Below are 14,861 nucleotides of genomic sequence, written 5' to 3'. Positions count from 1 at the left end.
CTTTAATGGTCTTTCCCCGTGACCAAATTTTAATTCACCCCTCGTTCGCACAAACGAGGTTTTTTATTTTTTAAGTATTTTAGATAGATATTGGCCGGTGTATGACTTTTTATTATCGGCGACTTGCTTAGGCGTGCCGATGGCTACTATTTCTCCGCCTTTATCGCCGCCTTCGGGCCCGAGATCAATAATCCAATCAACTGATTTTATAACATCCAGGTTATGCTCAATAATTAAAACCGTGTTGCCTTTATCAACCAGCTGGTTTAAGACTTGCAAGAGTTTTTTAATATCGTCAAAATGCAAGCCGGTGGTCGGCTCGTCTAAAATGTATAAAGTTTTTCCCGTGGCGCGGCGGGATAATTCGGTAGCTAATTTTACTCTTTGGGCTTCGCCGCCGGAGAGCGTTGTGGCCGATTGGCCGAGTTTTACATAACTTAAGCCGACTTGGTTTAAAGTGAAAAGTTTTTGTTCAATAGCCGGGATGTTTTTAAAAAAATACAAGCCTTCCTCAACCGTCATATTAAGAATATCGGAAATATTTTTTTCTTTATAATGAATTTCCAAAGCTTCTTTATTATACCTTTTGCCGTGGCAGACTTCGCATTCAACGTAAACATCAGGTAAAAATTGCATTTCTATTTTAACCATGCCGTCGCCGCCGCAAGCTTCGCAGCGCCCGCCCGGCACGTTAAAAGAAAAGCGCCCGGTCTTATAGCCTCTGATTTTAGCTTCCGGCAAAGAGGCGAATAAATCGCGAATCGGCGTAAAAGCGCCGGTGTAGGTCGCCGGATTAGAGCGCGGAGTGCGGCCGATAGGCGATTGGTCAATATTGATTACTTTATCAATATGCTCCAGGCCTTCAATTTTTTCATGTTTACCCGGCTCCTGTTTGGCCCGGTAAAGCTTTTGGTTCAGAGCGTTAGCTAAAATATCGGTCATTAAGGTGGATTTGCCGGAGCCGGAAACGCCGGTGATGGCGATAAACAAGCCTAAAGGAAATTCTACGTTGATATTTTTTAGATTATGCTCGCTGGCTTTTATAATTTTTAATTTTTTGCCATTACCCGCGCGGTATTTAACCGGCACCGGAATGAATTTTTTTCCGCTTAAATATTGGCCGGTTAAAGATTTAGCGTTTTTCTTTATAGCTAGAGGCGCGCCGGCGGCCACGATTTGGCCGCCATGCTCGCCCGCGCCCGGGCCGATATCAATCAACCAATCAGCCGCCAGCATGGTGGCTTCGTCATGCTCAACCACGATTACCGTGTTGCCTAAATCGCGCAGTTTTTTAAGCGTGCCGATCAGCTTGTTGTTGTCCCGATGATGCAAGCCGATAGACGGCTCGTCTAAAATATAAATTACGCCCATCAAGGCCGAGCCGATTTGCGTGGCCAATCTAATGCGCTGGGCTTCGCCGCCGGATAAAGTATTGGCCGTTCGCCCGAGCGTTAAATAATCCAGGCCGACGTTTGATAAAAAATTCAGGCGGGAACCGATTTCTTTTAAAATTTGCGCGGAGATTTTTTTATCGCGCGCGGAAATTGTTTTTGAATTTGAGAGCTCGGAAAAGAATTTTTTTTCTTGATCAATGGTTTTGGCCGAGATGTCAAAAATTGACTCTCCGGCGATAGTTACGGCCAGCATTTCCGGCTTTAAGCGCTTGCCTAAGCAAGTCGGGCAAACCAAGACTCTCATGTATTGCTCAATTTCACGTCTCACATAATCAGATTCGGTTTGCTGAAAGCGGCGCTCTAAATTGGGAATAACGCCTTCAAAATCAGTGGTTAATTCGCCGGAAAAGCGTTCGCTTTGATAGTTGACATTATAGTTTTTTTCGCCTGACCCGTAGAGCACGACGTCTAATTGTTTTTTCGTCAAATTCTTGACCGGAGTATTTAAATCAAAGCCTTGGGCCTCTGCCACCGTTCCTAAGATGCGCATCATCCAGCCTTGGCCGCCGGCCGTATTATGGGTCCAGGCGCGGATGGCACCTTGGGCGATTGTTAAATTAAAATTAATGATTAATTTCGGATCAATTTCCAATTTTGTGCCCAGCCCGGCGCAATCAGGGCAGGCGCCATGTGGCGAATTAAAAGAAAAATTGCGCGGTTCCAGCTCCGGCAGGTTGATGCCGCATTTAGAACAGGCGGAAAGTTTGGAAAAAGTGGTTTCTTTAGCGTTATTCTTTAAATCCCCCTGCGCCCCCTTTGTTAAAGGGGGTAATGCCGTTATTGTAACCAAGCCGTTGCCTAATTCCAGGGCTTTTTCCACGCTTTCAGTCAGCCGGGCCAAGTCTTCCTTGTCTTTAGTAATGGCTAAGCGGTCAATGACGATTTCAACATTATGTTTTTTTTGCTTATCAACGTTTAAGTCACGGACTTCTTCTAAAGAGTAAATAATATTGTCATAGCGCAGGCGGGAATAGCCGGCTTTGGCTACGCCGTCCAAAATTCCTTTATGCTCGCCCTTTTTATCTTTAATTAATGGCGCCAGAATTATTACATTTTGATTTATAAAGCTGGCGGTAATTTGGCTGATAATTTCATCAATAGACAATGGTTTTATCAGCTGGCCGCAGTTTGGGCAATGGGGCACGCCGATGCGGGCGTAAAGCAAGCGCAGATAGTCATAAATTTCCGTGATCGTGCCGACGGTTGAGCGCGGATTATGGGAAGTGGATTTTTGGTCGATGGAAATGGCCGGAGACAAGCCGTCAATAGAGTCAACATCAGGCTTGTTCATTTGGCCGATAAATTGCCGGGCGTAAGCGGATAAAGATTCAACATAACGGCGCTGGCCTTCGGCATAAATAGTGTCAAAAGCTAAAGACGATTTGCCCGAACCGGACAGGCCGGTTAAAACCACTAGTTTGTCGCGCGGAATTTCCACGTCAACATTTTTTAAATTATGAACGCGCGCGCCTTTTATTTTTATGAAGTTGGGCATATTGCGGATAAAGACGTCGGACGTTTTTGAGACGTCGGACGTCTATGTAGAGTTAGTTAAAACAACGCAATTCATTATAGGGTAAAAAAAAGATTTTGGCAAGGCGAGGCTTTACGTATTTTTAAAGCTTGTAGAGTTTTTGTTTTATTGATAAACTTAGAATATTAAAAAATCGTGTTATATTATAAAAATTTTATGCTGAATAGCGTTATAATTTTTTTGCTAATATTATTGATAATTGGCATTATAGCGGTGATAATTTTGTTAATTAAAAAAACCGCGGCCACGCCCAGCCAAGACGGAGAAAAATTAGCGGCTATGATGGAGCGGTTAACCGAGCTTAGAGAGCAGAATCGGGAGCTAAGGCAGGCCATGGACGGAAAATTGGCCGAAACCCACCGCGCCAATCAGGAGCAAATCGGCCAGACCACGAAAATTATCCAAAATATTACCGGCCAATCCGCCCGCTTGATCGCTGACGTGACCGAACGGCTGACTAAGTTGGACGAAACTAATAAGCAGGTGGTTAATTTTTCCGCGCAGCTGCAGAACCTGCAGGATATTTTAAAAAATCCCAAGCAGCGCGGGGTTTTAGGCGAATATTTTTTGGAAGAGACTTTAAAAAATGTTTTGCCGCCCAATTCCTATCAGATGCAATATCCGTTTAAAGACGGCACGATCGTGGACGCCGTGGTGTTTGTTAAAGAAAAAATTATTCCGGTTGATTCAAAATTTTCTTTGGAAAATTATGAAAAGATTTTAAATTGCCGCGAGGCGGTTGAGAGAGAAAAATTGGAAAAATTATTTAAGCAGGATTTAAAATTGCGCATTGATGAGACGGCCAAATATGTTAAGCCGAGTGAAAATACCATGGATTTCGCTTTTATGTTTATTCCTTCCGAAGCGATTTATTATGATCTGTTAATCAATAAAGTTGGCGCCGTGCAGGTTAATACCCGCGATTTAATTGAATATGCTTTTAAGGAAAAGCATGTGATTATTGTTTCACCAACTTCGTTTTTAGCGTATTTGCAAACTGTCTTGCAGGGACTGCGAGCTTTACAAATTGAGGAGAGTGCCAAAGAGATCAGAAAGCATGTGGAAATGCTGGGCCGGCACATATTAAGCTATGATGATTTTATGAAAAAATTAGGCGTAAGCATGTCCACGGCGGTTAATCACTATAATAACGCCTATAAAGAATTTAAAAAAATAGATAAAGATGTGGTGAAAATCGCCGGCGGGGAAGCTAAGGTTGAAGTGTTGACCATTGAGAAGCCGAAGACAGAAGAATAGATTTACTATTACTTACGGAGTTTGTTTATGATTAATAACAATGAGAAAATTTTAGAATTAAAGGAGGCAATCATTAAAGTGGTTGCTTTTTTTGACCTGTTCGATTATCCGCTAACTTTGAATGAAATCTGGCAAAATATGAGCGTTAAGCGCGAGTTGTTTGAAGTTATGGCGGCGCTGGAAGAAATGATAAAATCCCCTTTAACTCCGCCCACTAAAGCGGGCGCCATAGAGAAGCAAAACGGCTTTTATTTTTTAGCCGGACGAAGCGCCATTATCGCCGAAAGGCAGAGGCGTTATAATTTTGCCGATAGAAAATTCAAGCGCGCCATGCTAGCGTCAAAAATTTTTAAATTTATTCCTTGGATAAAAATGATCGCTGTCGGCAATTTGCTTGGCGCGCATAATTTAAAAGATTCAAGCGACATTGATTTTTTTATTATTACCGAGGATAAGCGAATCTGGCTGACCAGATTTTTTTGCGCTAGTATAACCAAGCTTTTAGGTTTACGGCCGCGAGTTGATAATTCGCGTGATAAAATTTGTTTAAGTTTTTATGTGAGCGAAAGGGCGATGAATTTAAGCGGGCTAATGCTGAAAAATTATCCTGCCGCTGTTTCGGAGGAGGAGCAGATAAGTTTGGATTCCCGCCTTCGCGGGAATGACAAAAAGGGGTACGGGAACGACATTTATTTTATTTATTGGCTGGCCGGGCTAACGCCAATTTATGATATTGGCGGAGTTTATGAAAAACTAATGGCAGCTAATTCTTGGCTAAAAAATTATTTGCCTAATTGGCCCGCCTTGACTGAAGCTCCGGCGGGCAAGCAGCCTGGGCCTTGGTCAAAGCGGAGAGACGTTGGCGGTTCGTTGCCGCGATTTTACCGCGATGTAATTGATTTATTTATTGGCGGCTTGGAGCCGCAATTTAAAACACTGCAGTTAAAATTACTGCCGCCGCAGTTAAAAGAAATGATGTATCATGATAGCCGAGTGGTGATTAATGACAGTATATTAAAGCTGCATGCTAATGACAGGCGAGAGGAATATAGAGAAAAATATTTAAGTAAAATAGGGCAGTTGAGATGATAATGGCCAGAAGAGTTTATGAAATATTTAAATAAGACAATTGAATACGGTTTATATCTGCTGGTTTTTTTATTGCCCATCCAGACTCGCTGGATTATTAAGGCGGGAGAAATTAATGGCGGCTATTCCGAGTATGCTACCTATAGCTTGTACGCGACGGATATACTGTTAATTATAGTTTTGCTGTTATTTATTGTTTGTGAGATTGCTTCCCCCGGATCAAGTCCGGGGCTAAAGGCGCTTGCAATGACAGATGAGAGTCTGCCGCAATACTTATCCGCTAGCTGGTCGAAGGGATTTTTTGGTAATAGCAAAATTGCTTGGTGGCTTATTGGAGGATTAATATTAACTTCGGCCGTTTCCGTGTTTTTCGCGCTTAATAAGCCATTGGCTTTATATAAATTTGGCTGGTTAATGCTAGGCGCAGGTTTATTTTGGTTAATTATAAACGTTAATTATAATAGATTAAAATTGATTTACGCCATGTTGGCCGGCATTTTTTTACAAGCCGTTTTAGGCATCTGGCAGTTTTTAATTCAATCAAGCTTTGCCGGCAAATGGCTGGGCATGGCTTTGCATAACGCGGCTGATTTAGGGACGTCGGTGATTGAAGCGCTTGGCGCTGACGGCGTTTCAGAGCGCTGGCTAAGGGCTTACGGGGGGCTTGATCATCCGAATATTTTCGGCGGAGTAATGGCGACAGGAGCGTTATTTTCAATAGGGCAGATTATAAAAACAGAAAAAGAAAAAAATTTAAAAATTATAAGCTGGATATTTTTAGGAATTTTTAGCGCGGGGCTGTTTTTTTCTTTTTCTAGAAGCGCTTGGCTGGGGCTAGCGGTTGGCTTATTAATAATGATAATATCGGTAATCGCAAGCAGAAATTTGAAATTACAAAGAGGTTTAGCGGAAGTTATTTTAGTGATGGGAATTTTATTATTCATTTTGTTCGGCCAATATCAGAATTTAATAACTTCACGTTTGAGCGGAGAAGGAAGGCTAGAAGAGAAATCAACTTCAGAGAGGTTGGTATCATATCAAGAATCATGGCAGTTGATAAAAAATAATTGGTTGGCCGGAGCCGGCCTGGGCAATTATACTTTAGCTTTGAGTCAGGGAATAAATCCGGGGAAGGCGGGTTATTATTATCAGCCGGCGCATAATGTCTTTATGTTAGTTTGGGCGGAGGCCGGAATATTCGGATTGATATTTTTTAGCGGATTGATAATATGGGCCCTCGCTAGACTATTTCGCTTTTCCGCCCAAAGCGTCGGATCTTCTCGCGATGGCAATAAGGCGGCAATTTTGATCGCGTTATTTATTATTATGTCGTTTGACCATTGGTTTTTTAGTTTGCATTTCGGGGTGTTATTTTTCTGGCTGATTTTAGGAGTGATAATAGCTGATGGAAAATATGAAAAATCGTCGGCTGATTTAAATTCCGCCGCGCCCGCGGCGGCTCGCGGCAATAATCAGGCAAAAAGATGAACGCGGATGAACATATGGTTTTTTCTAAAAAAAGCGCTTAATATTGAGCGTTTTTTCATTTGAGTTTATTTTAAATAATATGTTATAATAAAGGCATAAAAAATTGATAAGCATTTAGTTAGAAAAATAGTTAATTTAGCCTAAAATTAAATCAATCCGTTGATTCAACTTTTTAGCCTTTATTAAGGCTCTAAAACCGCGTATTTTTTTACCCATGCTCCAATCGCAATCCGAAAATTTTAAAAAGTTAGTACCCCTAAAAAAGATAGCCGAAGCCAGTTCTTATAGCTTTAGCTATGTTTCGGTTTTAGTGCAAAGAAAGAAGCTAAAAGCCAAAAAGGTTGGCAATAAATATTATTCAACCGCGGAGTGGTTTAACCAGTACCTAGAACTTCACGCCCAAGATGGAAAAAAATTGTCTTTGGCGCCGGCGCAAAAATTGCCGCCCGGCGGGGCTCCGGATAAATTTGAGCCGGCCGTTAGCCACCCATTTTTAGAAAAACGAAGAAGCGAGATTAATAATTTTATTGACGATTTAACGGAGCATTTGGACAGGAAAAAGTTTAAAGCGCCTAAAGCGCCGGCGCAAAACAATTTGGCGCGGATTTTAAATGATAAAATTATTCTGCCTGAAGTTGAGCTTATCGCTGATTTTATTGAGCCGGAAATAAGATTGGAAACCGAATGGCTAAAAATTTTAAATAAAGAAATTAAAAATTTATTGGAACGGCCAGGCGCGAAAAAAACTTCAATATTCAGGCCTTGGCTACTAACCGGCGCGGCTATAGCTTTAGCGATCTTTTTCCTCGGCGCTACGGCGGGCTTTAACCAGACGGTTAACCGGGTCGTTGGCGGCTTAAAGCCGCCCTTAGAGATTTTTTCAGACAAGGCCGCGGGCTTAAGTAAAAATAATTTGGCGCTTTTAAGCAGTTTTATAAATTACCAAGGCGAATCAATCGGCGAGATATTTTATATGGCTAAAGATAAATTTTTTCCGCCGCCGGGCGCTTTAAATAGCGCAAGAAGCGGCCGGGTCGCCGGAGTGGCTGAAGTTAATGAGCCTGATTTTTTCTCTCTGGCGCGTTTTACGGCTTTAACCGATATGGCCGCGCGCCGCGGCCGGGAAATTATTAGTCATGCCAAAGATAATTCAATAATTGTTTTAGAAAATACAGCCGGCCGCCAGAAAGATTTATCTTTGAATTTCGGCAAAAAGTCGGCGGAATTTATTTTGGCTGGCGCTAAAAAAATAAATTCAATGGCAAAAGGCGGCCGGAATAAATTAGCGCAGCTTAAGAATACGATTGAACAGGTTTTAGCCGGAGGAAAATAACGATGATTGTAATTTTACATCAAAGATTACAAATTAAGATTATAATTTTATGTCAGATTTTCAACAAACCGTTGATTTAAGGGAAAAAATGGAAAGCCAAAGGCGTCCGCCAACGCCAAAATCCGCTCCGCCGGCAGGCAGGAAAGCCATGACTCCTTTAGAAAAAATTTATCAAACCGAAATAGAATCCGGGGCAGAAGTGGAATTAAAAAAAATAAATAAGCCGACGGTTGGTAAATCGCGCGGCGGTTTAATTAAATCAATTATTTTTATTTTAGCTTTTTTAATTGTTGGCTTTACAGTTTACAGTTTGGTTTTTAAAAATTCGGCCGTTTTTAATAAAGCGCCTAAAAATCTAAATTGGTACGCGGTAAAATTGGTTGACGGAAAATTTTATTACGGTCAAATCTCCGACCTTAAAGCCAACCCGGTAACCATAGTCAATGTTTATTATGATTATGACCAGGCTAAAGACAGCGGGCAAAAAGAGCAAAATGAAACCGGCAGTTTAAGGCTGGTTAAGCGGGGCAAAGAAACTCACGGACCGGACGGCACTATGGCCGTCTACCAATCACAGATTCTTTTATTAGAGCCGTTAAAAAGCGATTCCAAAGTTCTTCAGGCCATATTGGAATATGAAAAATAAAAATTTATTATAATTATGTTTAAAATAACCAAACTGCCTAATCAGCTGGAAGTAGTTGCCGCGCCGATTGACGGCGCTAAAACAGTGACGGTTTTAGTTATGGCGGCCACGGGTTCAAGGTTTGAGAATAAAGGCAATAGCGGTATCTCGCATTTTTTAGAGCATATGTTTTTTAAAGGCACGGTTAAGCGCTCGACTACCTTAGAAATTTCTTCGGCCCTAGACCGGGTGGGCGGAGAATTTAACGCTTTTACCGGCAAAGAATACACCGGCTACTACGTTAAAGTTGAAGCCGGACATCTGGAATTAGCCTTAGATGTTTTAAGCGACATATTGTTAAATTCAAAATTTTCAGAAGAAGAAATCAGCCGCGAAAAGGGCGTGATAATAGAAGAGTTGAATATGTACCGTGATAATCCGTTAATTTATATTGAAGATTTATTTGAGCAATGCCTTTACGGCGATACGCCGGCCGGCCGCGACACTATCGGAACCAAGGCAACCATTTTAGGGCTAAACCGGCGAAAAATTTTGGATTATGTGGCTACGCAGTACAGCTCCGATAAAACAATTATCAGTTTAGCCGGCGGTCTTAAGCCCGGGGCCGTAAAACTAGTTGATAAATATTTTAATAATTTTTTCAAGAAAGATTATCGGGAAAAATTAAAAACCAACGATGAGCAAGCGCGGCCCAAGCTTAATTTATTTTATAAGCCGACCGATCAGGCGCATCTGTCGCTTGGAGTCAGAACTTATAACTATGGCGACAAAAATGAAATTATAGCAAAAATTATTTCCCTGATTTTAGGCGGGACCATGAGTTCGCGCCTGTTTACCGAGCTAAGGGAAAGGCGCGGTTTAGCCTATTACGTCAGGACCAATAACGAGCCGTACACCGATTCCGGCTATTTAACCACCCAGGCCGGCGTGCCCATAGGAAAATTAGCCGAAGCCGTAAAAATAATTTTAGATGAATATAAAAGGCTGACGGAAAAATTAGTCGGCGCCGAAGAATTAAGCCGCGTTAAGCAATGCTTAATCGGCCGTTCGGCCCTGCAGCTTGAATCATCGGACAGCGTGGCTAGCTGGTACGCCCGGCAGGCGATTTTATTTAAAGAGCAAAAAAGGCAAGATAAAATTTTAACGCCGGAAGAGTATTACACTCGGATTAAAAAAGTCGGCGCTTCCGACATCCGCCGCGTGGCTCGGGAAATTTTTGTTAAGAAAAAATTAAATTTAGCCGCCATCGGGCCGTATAAAGATAAAGGGAAGTTTGAGAAGATGCTGGAGCTATAATCAGATGGCATATTTTAGAATTATTATGAATAATTTACTTGAAAATTTAAACAAGGAGCAGCTAGAAGCCGTTTTAAAAAAAGACGGACCGCTTTTAATCGTGGCCGGAGCCGGCACGGGTAAAACCACGGTTATTACCCAGCGCATCGCTTATTTAATTGAGCAGGGATTGGCTAAAGGCGATGAAATCTTAGCTTTGACTTTTACGGAAAAAGCCGCGGCCGAAATGGAAGATCGGGTTTCCTCTCTACTCCCAATCGGCTATATTGATTTATGGATTTCAACTTTTCATAGCTTCGCCGAGCGGATTCTAAAAGAGCATGGCTTGGCTATCGGCTTGCCCGGAGATTTTAAATTGCTGAATGAATTTGAGCAATGGGCGCTTATTAAAAAGAATTTGGATAGATTTGAGCTTGATTATTATCGGCCGCTAGGCAATCCGACTAAATTTATCCGCGCGCTGTTAAAGCATTTTTCCCGCGCTAAAGACGAAGACATTTCTCCGGCCGCTTATCTTGAATACGCGGATGGGTTGAAACAGGATCTAGACGGAATGTTGTCGGGCGATAAAAGCCAAAAGCCAAAAGTATCTGTCATTCCGGCCTCTGAGCCGGAGTCCATGGTTAAGCGCGCTGGACGAGTTTCTGGATTGCGGGTCGTAGCCCGCAATGACAAAATGGAAGAGCAGGAAACCGCGCGCCTTAATGAAATCGCTAACGCTTATCATGTTTATCAGCAGTTACTTTTAGATAATAACGTTTTGGATTTCGGAGATTTGATAAATTATACCCTGAAACTTTTTCGCGAACGGCCGGCAGTTTTGGAAAAATACAGAAAACAATTTAAATATATTCTAGTGGATGAGTTTCAGGATACTAACTGGTCGCAGTATGAGCTGGTAAAACTGCTGGCCGCGTCGAGCAACCTGCCTGCCGGCGAGGCAGGCAATCTTACAGTCGTGGGCGACGACGACCAGTCAATTTATCGCTTCCGCGGCGCGTCTATGTCCAATATTTTGCAATTTGTTAAAGATTACCCGGAAACCAAAAAAATAGTTTTGACTAAAAATTATCGTTCGGCGCAAAATATTCTGGATTTATCCTATGAATTTATCAAGCAAAATAATCCCAATCGGCTTGAATGGCAATTAAATTCTTCTGTCATTCCGGCCGCCGAGCCGGAATCCAGAGTTAAGCGCGCTAAACAAGTTTCTGGATTGCGGGTCGTAGCCCGCAATGACAAAGGAATTATAAAATTAAGCAAAAAACTAATCGCCGAGGATTCCGGCGCCGGCGCGATTGAAGTTTTGCGGGGCACTGATTTGGCCGAAGAGGTAAAATTAGTGGCTGATAAAATTTGCGAATTAAAAGCTAAGGATAAAACAGCCAGCTTGAACGATTTCGCGGTTTTAGTGCGGGCGAACGACAGCGCTAATGATTTTATGGCCGAATTTTCGCGACGAGGATTGCCTTTTATTTTCGGCGCCTCGCGTGGCCTTTACTCAAAGCCCTTAATTATGGACGCGATCGCTTATTTTAAATTATTGGATAATTACCACGAAAGCCTGGCTTTATGGCGGGTCTTGAATCTGCCAATTTTTGACTTTACTTATGATGAGCTGATAAATTTCAATCATTTAGCTTATAAAAAGGCCTGGTCGATTTATGAAGTGATAAATAACGGCAGTCTTTTAAAATTTTCCGGCCTTTTAGAAAAAAAAATAAAGCCGGTTTTAGCCTTGATTTCCAAGCATTCAGCTATGGCGCGAGAAAGGCCGGCGAGCGTCGTATTTTTGGCTTTTATGAATGACAGCGGCTATCTAAAATATTTAGCGCGCCTGGGCGACCGAAAAAATTTAGAAGCCGTAGATTTACTTAACCAATTTTTAAAGCGGATTAAAACTTTTGAAAATTCTTCTAGCGATAAAAGCGTTAAAGCTTTTTTGGCTGAATTGGCCATGGAGATGGAAGCCGGCGAAGAGGGCGGCTTAACGGCTGATCTGGAGGCCGGGCCCGAGGCGGTTAAAATTTTAACCGTCCACGCGGCTAAAGGTTTGGAATTTAAATATGTTTTTATCGCCAATTTAGTTGACAAGCGTTTCCCGACTATAGAGCGAAGCGAGCAGATTGAGCTGCCGGACGCCTTGATTAAAGAAATTTTACCCGAGGGCGACGTGCACCTAGAAGAAGAGCGGCGCTTATTTTACGTGGCCATGACGCGCGCTAAGTTCGGCTTATATTTTTCCTGGGCGGCTGATTATGGCGGAGCGCGGGATAAAAAGCCGTCTAGATTTTTAATTGAGCTTGGGCTAGTGGATAACGGAAGCATAAAAAGCGCTAAAAAAACTGTTACTCGCGGCTCCGATTCGCAATCCAAAAAGTTGTTAGTCGCTTCTGAATCTGGATCCCGAGTCAAGCCCGGGATGACAATAAAAATCCCCACTCATTTTTCTTATTCGCAATTAGCGGCTTATTCGGCTTGCCCGTACCAATACCGCTTCGCCCATATTTTAAAAATTCCCACCATGGGCAAAGAGCAATTTTCTTTCGGCAAAACTTTACACGCGGTTTTGCAAAAATTATTTATTTTAATAAACGAAAAAAAAGGCTTGGGGCAGGCGGAATTATTTAGTAAAATTCAGACGTCGGACGTCCAAAGGACGTCGGACGTCTCGTTCGCAGAAATTTTAAAGCTTTACGAAGAAAGCTGGGTGGATGATTGGTTTGAATCCAAAAAGAAAAAACAGGAGAGAAAACAGCAGGGCCGGGAAATTTTACTTGTTTTTTATGAAAAATATAAAGATAATTGGCCATTAGCTTTATATTTAGAAAAAGGCTTTAATTTCAGAGTGGCGGATGGCCAAGATTCATACATCGTGCGCGGCACGGTTGACCGGATTGATCAAGCTGGCGCCGGCCTAAAATTAGTTGATTATAAGACCGGCAAGCCTAAAGATAAGCTGGCTTTTCAGGATAAAGAGCAATTATTAATTTATCAATTGGCAATTCAGGAATTATTCAAACAAGAAGTCAAATCTTTGGCTTTTTATTATCTTAACGATAACAGCGAAGTGGAATTTATCGGTTCGGCCAAAGATTTGGAAAAAATAAAAGCTAAAATTATTAATACCATTAAAGAGATAAAACAAGGCCGATTTGAGGCTAAGCCGGGTAAGCTGTGCGCTTGGTGTGATTTTAAGGGAATCTGCGAATATCGGAGTTGAAAATTTAGTTATAAAATGGTAAAGTTAATGCATAAAAATTCAAAAATTAAATTCATGTTTTTACGCTTATATTTATTAATTATGTCGGCTATGACGGCTTTTTGCTGGCTGACTTTCGGCTATATTGTTTTAACGGTTGACCCGGAAACTACTAATAGCACCGGATTTTTTCTGTTTTATCTGTCTTTATTATTCTCAATTATCGGCACAACGGCCATTATCGGTTTTGTCGTTAGATTCGTGGTTTTCCGCCATGAATTAGTTATTAATACGGCCTGCTTGCCGGCGAGCCAGGTTAAAGTCGCTTTTCGCCAGTCATTTTTTTTCGCCGGCTTTATCGTAGCGTCTTTATTTTTGCTTTCACGGAATTTATTAAGCTGGCTGAATCTGTCAATCCTAATAATCGGTTTGTCCGCGCTGGAGTTTTTTTTATTGAGCTATGGCAAGACGAAAGTAGCGCCGGACGAGTTAAATAGTATTGAATAATAAAATTTAAAAATTGTTGTAGCTATTATGCAAGAACAATTACAAAAATTAAAAGATGAAATTTTGCATCAGCTAAAAAATGTTAAACAGCTTGAGGCTTGGCGCGCTTTAGAAATAAAATATCTCGGCCGCAAAGGCGAACTAACGAAAATTTTAAGGAGCGTGGCTGATTTAAGCGCGGAGGAAAAAAAGATTTTAGGCAAACTGGCTAATGAAATAAAGCTTGAGCTGATTAATAAATTCGCGGAAGTTAAAGCCGGCCTGGAAGAAACCGCCTGCGCGCCTTATCTTGACGCGACTTTGCCGGGCGTAGAAATTAAGCCCGGCCATCTGCATCCGCTAACCATCATTCAAAGCGAAATTGAAGATTTATTCGCGTCGCTCGGCTTTATGATTTTAGACGGACCGGAGCTGGAAAGCGATTATTATAATTTTACGGCGTTAAATATTCCGCCGCTCCATCCGGCGCGCGACATGCAGGATACTTTTTATATTGATAAGAAAAATGGTAAAGGCGAGCTGGATATGTTGATGCGCACGCAGACTTCGCCCATGCAGATTCGGGCTATGCAAAAATACGGCGCGCCCTTAAAGTGCATTGTGCCCGGCAGATGCTTTCGCTCCGAAGCCACAGACGTGCGCCATGAGCATACTTTTTATCAGTTAGAAGGTTTAATGATTGATGAAGGCATAAATTTTAGCCATCTTAAAGCCGTACTGGAAATTTTAGGTAAAAAATTATTCGGTCCTGACGCTTTATTGCGCCTGCGGCCAAAGTTTTATCCGTTCGTTGAGCCGGGCTCTAACTTGGAATATTCCTGCTCTTTATGCGCTGGGCGCGGCTGCCGCGTATGTAAAAATACCGGCTGGCTGGAAATCGGCGGCTGCGGCATGGTGCATCCGAGCGTGCTTGAAGCCGGCGGCATTGATTCGAAAAAATATCAGGGTTTTGCTTTCGGCTACGGCTTAGACCGGTTAGTCATGCTGAAATACGGCATTAATGACATTAGATTATTCCATAGCGGCGATTTAAGATTTTTAAAACAATTTTAAAT

The 14,861-nt window shown here is 42.0% G+C and carries 10 protein-coding genes; 9 read left to right on the top strand and 1 reads right to left on the bottom strand.

All coding sequences use genetic code 11. The annotated features are described in order from the left end of the window. Positions 1 to 63: 63 nt before the first annotated feature. Positions 64 to 2,949 carry an excinuclease ABC subunit UvrA gene (gene uvrA / locus WC639_05120; GenBank protein MFA6307158.1) on the bottom strand — a complete coding sequence of 962 codons (2,886 nt, stop codon included), beginning with the start codon at positions 2,947 to 2,949 and terminating at the stop codon, positions 64 to 66. Positions 2,950 to 3,144: 195 nt separating this feature from the next. Between uvrA and WC639_05115 the strand changes: the two genes are divergently transcribed. The 9 genes from WC639_05115 (at position 3,145) to pheS (ending at position 14,859) form a co-directional block, all read left to right on the top strand. Then, positions 3,145 to 4,245, top strand: a complete 1,101-nt coding sequence (locus WC639_05115) for a DNA recombination protein RmuC (GenBank protein ID MFA6307157.1) — start codon at positions 3,145 to 3,147, stop codon at positions 4,243 to 4,245. A gap of 27 nt (positions 4,246 to 4,272) precedes the next feature. Beyond that, positions 4,273 to 5,334, top strand: a complete 1,062-nt coding sequence (locus tag WC639_05110; protein MFA6307156.1) for a hypothetical protein — start codon at positions 4,273 to 4,275, stop codon at positions 5,332 to 5,334. An 18-nt stretch (positions 5,335 to 5,352) separates the two neighbouring features. Then, positions 5,353 to 6,822, top strand: coding sequence for an O-antigen ligase family protein (locus WC639_05105; GenBank protein ID MFA6307155.1), 1,470 nt, complete (start codon positions 5,353 to 5,355; stop codon positions 6,820 to 6,822). A 214-nt stretch (positions 6,823 to 7,036) separates the two neighbouring features. Next, positions 7,037 to 8,155, top strand: coding sequence for a hypothetical protein (locus WC639_05100; GenBank protein ID MFA6307154.1), 1,119 nt, complete (start codon positions 7,037 to 7,039; stop codon positions 8,153 to 8,155). A 49-nt stretch (positions 8,156 to 8,204) separates the two neighbouring features. Continuing rightward, a complete protein-coding gene (locus WC639_05095; protein MFA6307153.1) occupies positions 8,205 to 8,801 on the top strand; it encodes a hypothetical protein in 597 nt (198 codons plus the stop codon). 15 nt (positions 8,802 to 8,816) lie between these two features. Then, positions 8,817 to 10,097, top strand: a complete 1,281-nt coding sequence (locus tag WC639_05090) for a pitrilysin family protein (protein ID MFA6307152.1) — start codon at positions 8,817 to 8,819, stop codon at positions 10,095 to 10,097. A gap of 25 nt (positions 10,098 to 10,122) precedes the next feature. Then, the gene (locus WC639_05085) at positions 10,123 to 13,320 is read left to right on the top strand and encodes a UvrD-helicase domain-containing protein (GenBank protein MFA6307151.1); all 3,198 of its coding nucleotides are present in this window, start codon (positions 10,123 to 10,125) and stop codon (positions 13,318 to 13,320) included. Positions 13,321 to 13,374: 54 nt separating this feature from the next. Then, positions 13,375 to 13,806: a hypothetical protein gene (locus WC639_05080; GenBank protein ID MFA6307150.1), complete on the top strand. Its 432-nt coding sequence runs from the start codon at positions 13,375 to 13,377 to the stop codon at positions 13,804 to 13,806. Between the two features lie 27 nt (positions 13,807 to 13,833). Beyond that, on the top strand, positions 13,834 to 14,859 hold the full coding sequence (gene pheS, locus WC639_05075; protein ID MFA6307149.1) for a phenylalanine--tRNA ligase subunit alpha: 1,026 nt from the start codon (positions 13,834 to 13,836) through the stop codon (positions 14,857 to 14,859). Positions 14,860 to 14,861: the final 2 nt, after the last annotated feature.

It is taken from the genome of Patescibacteria group bacterium, assembly GCA_041662965.1.
Taxonomy (GTDB): Bacteria; Patescibacteriota; Patescibacteriia; order Patescibacteriales; family GWC2-42-12; genus JACPHD01.
This window is presented reverse-complemented; position numbering and strand designations above follow the sequence as displayed.

What these genes read in the sequence shown, in the direction of transcription:
- pheS (MFA6307149.1), top strand. Translation starts at nt 13,834, where the DNA reads ATGCAAGAACAATTACAAAAATTAAAAGATGAAATTTTGCATCAGCTA.
- WC639_05085 (MFA6307151.1), top strand. Translation starts at nt 10,123, where the DNA reads ATGAATAATTTACTTGAAAATTTAAACAAGGAGCAGCTAGAAGCCGTT.
- WC639_05095 (MFA6307153.1), top strand. Translation starts at nt 8,205, where the DNA reads ATGTCAGATTTTCAACAAACCGTTGATTTAAGGGAAAAAATGGAAAGC.
- WC639_05105 (MFA6307155.1), top strand. Translation starts at nt 5,353, where the DNA reads ATGAAATATTTAAATAAGACAATTGAATACGGTTTATATCTGCTGGTT.
- uvrA (MFA6307158.1), bottom strand. Translation starts at nt 2,949, where the DNA reads ATGCCCAACTTCATAAAAATAAAAGGCGCGCGCGTTCATAATTTAAAA.
- WC639_05110 (MFA6307156.1), top strand. Translation starts at nt 4,273, where the DNA reads ATGATTAATAACAATGAGAAAATTTTAGAATTAAAGGAGGCAATCATT.
- WC639_05115 (MFA6307157.1), top strand. Translation starts at nt 3,145, where the DNA reads ATGCTGAATAGCGTTATAATTTTTTTGCTAATATTATTGATAATTGGC.
- WC639_05080 (MFA6307150.1), top strand. Translation starts at nt 13,375, where the DNA reads ATGTTTTTACGCTTATATTTATTAATTATGTCGGCTATGACGGCTTTT.
- WC639_05090 (MFA6307152.1), top strand. Translation starts at nt 8,817, where the DNA reads ATGTTTAAAATAACCAAACTGCCTAATCAGCTGGAAGTAGTTGCCGCG.
- WC639_05100 (MFA6307154.1), top strand. Translation starts at nt 7,037, where the DNA reads ATGCTCCAATCGCAATCCGAAAATTTTAAAAAGTTAGTACCCCTAAAA.